This is a genomic window from Staphylococcus ureilyticus, assembly GCF_002902235.1.
Taxonomy (GTDB): domain Bacteria; phylum Bacillota; class Bacilli; order Staphylococcales; family Staphylococcaceae; genus Staphylococcus; species Staphylococcus ureilyticus.
On record NZ_PPRL01000098.1, the window covers coordinates 1 to 7,359 of the forward strand.

5 protein-coding genes are annotated in these 7,359 nt (G+C 29.9%); 2 read left to right on the plus strand and 3 right to left on the minus strand.

Annotated features, from left to right (window positions below):
* Window positions 1-145 precede the first annotated feature (145 nt).
* Complete coding sequence (locus tag CD150_RS10070; RefSeq protein ID WP_064209412.1) at window positions 146-583, plus strand: MarR family winged helix-turn-helix transcriptional regulator; 438 nt, start codon at window positions 146-148, stop codon at window positions 581-583.
* A gap of 401 nt (window positions 584-984) precedes the next feature.
* Here CD150_RS10070 and CD150_RS10075 read toward each other — a convergent pair whose 3' ends face one another.
* Complete coding sequence (locus tag CD150_RS10075) at window positions 985-2,145, minus strand: aminotransferase class I/II-fold pyridoxal phosphate-dependent enzyme (protein WP_046207913.1); 1,161 nt, start codon at window positions 2,143-2,145, stop codon at window positions 985-987.
* Between the two features lie 120 nt (window positions 2,146-2,265).
* Entirely contained in the window at window positions 2,266-3,270 is a 1,005-nt protein-coding gene (locus CD150_RS10080) for an acyltransferase family protein (protein WP_073342558.1), read from the minus strand.
* Window positions 3,271-3,472: 202 nt separating this feature from the next.
* Here CD150_RS10080 and CD150_RS10085 point away from each other — a divergent pair, with 202 nt between their 5' ends.
* Window positions 3,473-3,895: a MarR family transcriptional regulator gene (locus tag CD150_RS10085; RefSeq protein ID WP_046207911.1), complete on the plus strand. Its 423-nt coding sequence runs from the start codon at window positions 3,473-3,475 to the stop codon at window positions 3,893-3,895.
* A 319-nt stretch (window positions 3,896-4,214) separates the two neighbouring features.
* On the opposite strand, the gene CD150_RS10090 is transcribed toward CD150_RS10085, so the two are convergent.
* The coding region (locus CD150_RS10090) for a GW dipeptide domain-containing protein (protein ID WP_103161554.1) at window positions 4,215-7,359 on the minus strand (3,145 nt) is incomplete at its 5' end.

A 7,359-nucleotide genomic window follows, 5' to 3' on the forward strand; every position in this document is an offset into this window, starting at 1 on the left:
ACATGTAAGTTGGATAAAATTAGTTTTCAGAATATTCTATTGACTGATACTAGTAATGTTAAAACTTTTAAACATTTTGTTATTATATTTGACCAAAAATAAAATTTCTATTAATATAATAAAAAAGGGCAGAGGAGAGTAATGAATGACACAATATAAAAATAAAGAACTTATGAAAGATATGTGTTTTCTGTTTTATGTTTCTAGTAAAGAGATAGTAAATAAATTTAACAAACACCTAAAGCAGTATGATATTAGCTTTCCAAATTATGTAGTGATGTTATATATTGAAAACTCAAATCCTGTATTTATCAAGACATTATGCGATCAATTATATTTAGATTCTGGTACAATAAGCCCAATTATTAAGAGACTCGAAAAAAAAGGACTAATTGAACGTATGAGAACAGAAGAGGATGAACGTAGAGTTAAAGTACAATTGACACAAAAGGGAAGTGTGTTAAAAGAGAAATTTGAGCAAATTTCAGATGAAGTGTTAACTCAGTTCAATATGAGTTCAGAAGATATAGATATATATTATAAATTAATGAAAAAATTTGCTGAAAAAAATATTTATCAATAAAATGCACATATTTGAAATATAAAGCGTAATATAAAAGAAGCCCGTAAATGAATTTTTAGAAATTCATTTACGAGCCTCTTTTATGTCATACTTCTTAACAGATATATTTTTAAGAAAATTACCTCTGCTTAAGTGCGTAGTTATCTCTAAGTAAGTTTTCCTCATAATCCTCAGCATAATAAGCACATTAAAAAATTCACTTTATTAATCCTACTATTATTAACAATTTGATACAGTTTCTCGATTTATTAAATCATTATACCGACTAATCAAATGTTGGATATTAATCACACTAAAATTTTATGATTATATTCAATTGAGTTTTTGGCTGCCTACGTTGAATATGGAGGTTAGCGTAGTAATCATTGATAAATAAATTTTAAATACAAAATAACAAGGTGTTATTCATAATGTTCTTTTATATAAAGTTCTAATCTTCTCATTGCCTCTTTTAATGCATCGAGTTCATAGGCATAAGAAATACGCACATGTCCTTTACCAATGTCTGTAAATGAAGAACCTGGTACTATTGCAACGTGTGCTTTTTCGAGTACATCAACGCAAAAATCAAAATCATTTTCTGTGAAATTTTCAATACTTGGGAAGATATAAAAAGCACCTTCTGGTTTAGCGTCGAGTTTAAAACCTAAAGATTGTAGTTTTGTGATTAAAAAATCTCGTCTTTCAATATATGCTTTGTTCATATAGTGAGGTGCATCTAATCCTTCGTTTAATGCTGCTATACAAGCTATTTGAGCAGGTACATTAGCACATATACAATTATAGGCATGCATAAATGTTAACTTTTCAATTAAATATTCTGGACCTATTAGAAAACCAATGCGAATCCCAGTAGCAGAGTGAGATTTACTTAATCCATTGACGAGCAATAACTGATCACGGATGGATTTAAATTCAGCAAAAGAAGTGTGTTGATGATTAAAGGTATTTTCTGCATAAATTTCATCACTAATGATAAAAATCTCTTCATTTTTTAACATTTCTGTAAGTGCATGAATTTCATCATAAGTCAAAATAACACCAGTGGGATTTGTCGGATAATTTAAAAGAATTGCTTTTGTTTTTGACGATATATTTTGCTTGATTGCTTCAGGTGTTATTTTGAAATCTGTTTTTGTAGTGTCGATATATACAGGAACGCCACCAAGTGTTTTAATTAAAGGGATATAACCTGCATAAATAGGGCTGGGGATTAATATTTCATCACCTGGGTTAATAATGCTTCTCAAAGCTGTGTCTAACGCTTCACTAGCGCCATTTGTAATAATAATTTCATCAGAGCTATAATGGAAACCATAGCGCTGTTTAAAATAATGACTGACTGCATTTCGTGTTTCAAGTAACCCTTTGTTATGAGAATACTTTGTTTGATTTTCTTTTATTGCAGTAATATATGCATTTTTTACGACATCAGGCATAGGAAAATCTGGTTGACCGATTGTTAAATTGATACAATCATCAATATCTTTAATTTTATTTGAAAATTGCCTAATACTTGGTGCTGTTAAAAATTTAGAATTGTCGTTTAATGATAGCTTCATTGTTTTTCACCTCAAAATAAAAATACCGATTTGTAGTTAAATAAGTATGACTAGCTTAAAATATCAAATTACTACCATCATAACATATTTGAACCAACTACAAATCGGTTGGAAATTATTTTAATCTTTAAAATTCGAAGGGGATTGCAAGTTAATAATTGGATTGGTCCACTTAGATATAAATCTAGTTGATAATACATATACAATTATACTAGTAAATAAGAGTAGATATATATAAGTCAGTATAGAGATGTGGTCTTTAAACGGATAAATATTAAAACCACGTATAATACCAATTACAATGCCATGTAGTAAATAGACATACATAGTGCGACGCCCAATGTATGTGAAAAATCTTTCTTTTTCAGGTATTAAATTAAGGAAAGAAAACATTGTAATTAAAATAATAAAGTATAATAGCAAACGTTTAATTGGACTATATAAATCTTGTTTACCTTCCAGTGACATATAAGGTGAATCACCTAATAACCAATCAGCATTTATAGGATGCAAGGTATAAATGATATAAAAAAGGAGTAAAATGCTAACAGCGACCGGTATGAATTTCTTATTTCTTAACACACGTGTATGTTCACTCGTAAATAAATAACCTAAATAAAAAATAGGGAAGAACATGATTGTTCTTGAAAAACTTAAATAATTGTCAATATTATCTGAGTAACCTGCAAATAAAGAAATAATAATAGATATAGGTAATACAAAATAAGGTTTATAGTCTTTTACTATTACTAATATGACATGGAAAAAGAATAATGTAAGTAAAAACCATAATGCAAAAACAGGATCAAAGGGATCGAATTTAACACTGTCTTCTTTTCCTGTGAAATAATAGTAAAAGGTGAAAAAACCAAAGAAAATAAAATAAGGTACTAACAATTTTTTTGAAACTTTCTCTAGATAACCAGCTGTGCCTGCTTTTTTAGCAAAATAACCTGAGATGAATAAAAAACAGGGCATATGGAAACTATATATAGTTAAATAAAGTGAAGAAAGATATTTACTTTCTTCAGTATATGGTTGTAATAAATGACCAAATACAACAAGAAAAATTAATACCATTCTCGCATTGTCGAAGAAATAATCTCTTTCTTTTAACTGTGTCATAGGGTTGCTCCTTTTATATGCAGGTAAAATTTATAATCACTGTTACTAATTTATTATAAAACATATGACAAATGCAACAAAACCGACTGATTTGTAGATTATTATTGTATATTATGAGGAATAACATTATAATATTAGAAAATAAAATAATAAATTTAAATGCTATTGAACATTTTAATTAAAGTAGTGGAGATGAAACAACATGTATAAACAACTAGAACAATTAATTACACTTACAAGTAATGATTTAAATTTAGTCAGTAGAAGGTTTGGCCAACGCACAGATTTAACTTCAGAACAGTTAGAAATGTTAAGGATTTTATATCATTATAATGTGTTATCACAATATGATTTAACAATGAAAATTAACAAAGAACAGTCTATTGTGTCTAGATGGATCAAAAAATTATGTCAAATGGGCTATATAACTAGTAAACAGTCAAACAAAGACTTAAGATGTAAAGATTTAATGATTACAGAAAAAACAAAAGCACTTGTTCAACAAATTAACGAAGTTAGGGTGGCTTTGATAGAAGCAAGGTGTCAAAACTTAACTTCAAATGATATTGAAAATCTAAATTATTTATTAAATAAATTAAATACGCATCATCATTATATCAAGTAGATGGCAAATGATGGCTAAAATTTTCAGCATCATTTTAATATGTAACACAGCAATATGATGCAAATTTATGATAGGATTCAAATGAACCAAAAATGTATAGAAACAGAAACAAAAAATAGCTATCCAATGATTGGAAAAGCTTTCATGTTGGAAAAGAACAATATGTCATAACAGAGATTTAAAAAGCTTCTATGACGTTTACAAAACTGTATAGTATAATGATACTTAATATGTTAGCACTATATAAACAAATAAACCTTAGGTGCATTTTGACCTAAGGTTTATTTGTGTTTTAAAACTTACACATTATGATTTCATGCTATTTATATGTGTTTACATCAAAATATTTGCCCAATTTATTCATTGAATCATAGAAACCTTTAATACGTGTAGCATTATGAGATGCCCATGCAACATCAGTTGCATATTGATGAACGCCTGGATTATCAGGATTCCAACGCATTTTATACAAAGTATTTTGTCCTTGGTTAATGTATGAATTAGCAATGTATTTAGCGCCACCAACAATTGCTTTTTTAACAGTATCCCAGCCATTATTTTTAGCGGTAGCAAAACCTTGTTTTACAGGATCTTTATCAACGGCTCCAATACCAAACATATTGTAATATTTTTTAGCGCCATTAGTGACAACTTTATTATTTACTACGTCACCACCATTAGCAAGCTTAGAAGTTCCATTTCCAGTTTCAAGTAGGGCATGAGAAACTAAATAAACTTCATTAATGTTATAAGTTTTAGCAGCTTCACTAAATGCCTCACCTTGTCCTTCTAATATGCCTTTGCCAACTAATAGTTTATCTAAATCAGTACCAGAAATATTTTGTGATTTATCTAAGCGTAAGAATTGGTATTTTTGAGTTGGATCTTTAGCAAGCTTACTACTATCCATAGCATTTTTAATCTCACTTTTTGTTGCATCTTCCCATTTTCCAGGTGTACGTTGAATTTGAGGTTTGAATTTCAAACCATGTTGTAACGCTACTGCCTGATCTAAAGTAAGATTAGATTTATAGTATTTTACAAGCTCTTTTCGTAAGTCGCTTTCTTTTATCCAAACAATTTTACCGTTCGATAATTTACCATGATACCAAGTGACCCCATTAATGATTTGTTTTTCAAAAACAGTAAAGATGCTTTCATGGAAACCTTTTAATGATCCAGCTGATTTTGTAGCATTAGGATCAAGGTAATAGTTACCATTGGCATTGTAAATAACATAGTCGAATTTTTGTGGTGTGATTTTTGATTGTGTTGGAGTTTTATTCAAATCTTTAGCTGCAATCCAACCAGTTTTATTATTGACGTTTCCGTATAGGTACTCGTCTTTATCAACAAACACAGATTTTGATGCGTTAAATTTACTGTTTTTAATATTATTTTGGGTATCTAATTGCTGAGTTTTTGTACCCCATGGAATTGCATATAAGCCATTGTTAGTAGCTTTTACAGTATATTGTCCATTTTTAGCTTTTGTTTTGCTTAAGTTACGCGTATTTATATCTTTAGTATTAACCCAACCAATTGGTGTATTTTGTTTTGTATTTTGGATTAACACATAAGTGTTATTACCTTGAGTACGTTGCTTAGTTACAGTATACGTACGACCAGCAAATTTAGAAGCATTTTTACCTTTTTTATCATAAACAGTTGCTTTAATACCAGAATTGTTTGTGTTTAATTGTCCGATTTTACTAACAGATGTTGTAGGAGTAGCAGTAGCTTTTGTAACTGCTTCTTTAACAGTGATGTCACCTGTTTGCATCCAACCTAGGTTAGTATTTGTTTTGTTATCTGTAATTAAATAAAATGAATTTTTACCTAATGTAGCTTTTTTACTTAATTTGTAAGTTTTACCATTCACATATGATTTTTGAATACCTTTTTGATCATATACGGATGTATAAACACCATGATTTGTTTTAGCGACTGTACCTTGTTGATTGATAAGCGTATTGACAGTTAAATTATTACTTGTACTAGGGGAGGTAGCTGTTTTACTTGTTGAAGTTAATTTACTTAAGCTTACCCAACCGGATAAATTATTTACTGTGCCATAAATATAATTTGTTTTGCCAATTTGCTGCTGTTTTGATGCTTTGAATGTTTGACTAGAGCTGCCTGAAACTGTGCCTGCTTTCTGAGAATTAGTGCCCCAAGGTACAGTATAAATCACTTCACCAGGTTTGATTTTATAAGATTGATTATTTTTAGCAACTGGCTTAGCAGAGTTATAACTTACATCACTTTGATGTACCCATCCAATTAAATTACCTTTATTATAATCAGAAACTAAGTAAAAGTTTTTGTTTCCTAAAGTCGCCGATTTTGTAACTTTTAACGTTTGATTCGTTTTACTTGTTTTTCTACCATTTTGATCATAAACAGTGGTATATAATCCATCATTATTTGTGTTTATGCGCCCAACACCGTTGTTCGTTGATACTGTTAATTTACCAGTATTAGTAGACGGTTTTGTAGTAGAACCACTTGACTCATTTTTGCTTCCACTTGTACTTCCAGATGACGTAGAACCCCAAGCGGCAGCTTTACCTGTTTTAATTAAATATTTTTCATAAATTAAATCATAAAGTTCATCATAACTATAATTATGATTAGCTAAATAACCATGTGGATCGATATGATCTGATCCACCTAAATAATTACTTACAGCTTTATGCGTCCAAACTGTCCCAACACCATCATACTCAGCGCTATCAGGAGCAAGTCCATAATATTGTAGGTTTGTAGCTGCATAGTCTGCATAGTTATTGATAGAACGAGCAAATGAATCATAGTCATGAGTATGGACTAATTCTACATGAATAAAGCGTTCGTTTGCAGCTGGACCAGCACCCCATGCTAAATAATCTGTATTAGCTGTTTCAATAATACGATTACCATCTACATAAGCATGTACAAATGCGCTATTATAATTATTTTTCATGTAATTTATTTCACCAGTTATTGTTGAATTATCGTTTGCAGTATCATGCATAACGATACCTTCAGGTTTACCATAACGATACTGATATTTTGGTAAATAACTTGCGATATCTTGTTCATAGTTAGGTGCTTTGAAGTTATTTTTACGAATATAATTATTTATTGACGAATTTACTTTTGGCGTATATTTAGGTAATGAACTTTTAGATGTAGATTTAGTACTGACAGCTGATCTTGTAGCTATAGTTGGTGTACTAACTGATCTAGCCATTCTTAATTTTGGTGTTGCCTCACTTTTATAGACTTGAACTGTTTTTGGTGACGTATTTATATCTGAATCTAAAGTATTCACTTTTTCAGTTTGTGCTTCATTGTCAGATTGAGTTGTTGTAGTTGTCTCACCAGAAGTGACCTCAGAGTCAGCAACCTCAGAATCATCATCATCTTGAGCGACATTAGCGTTATCATCATTCTGATCTGCTACGTTAGTACTGTCGTCT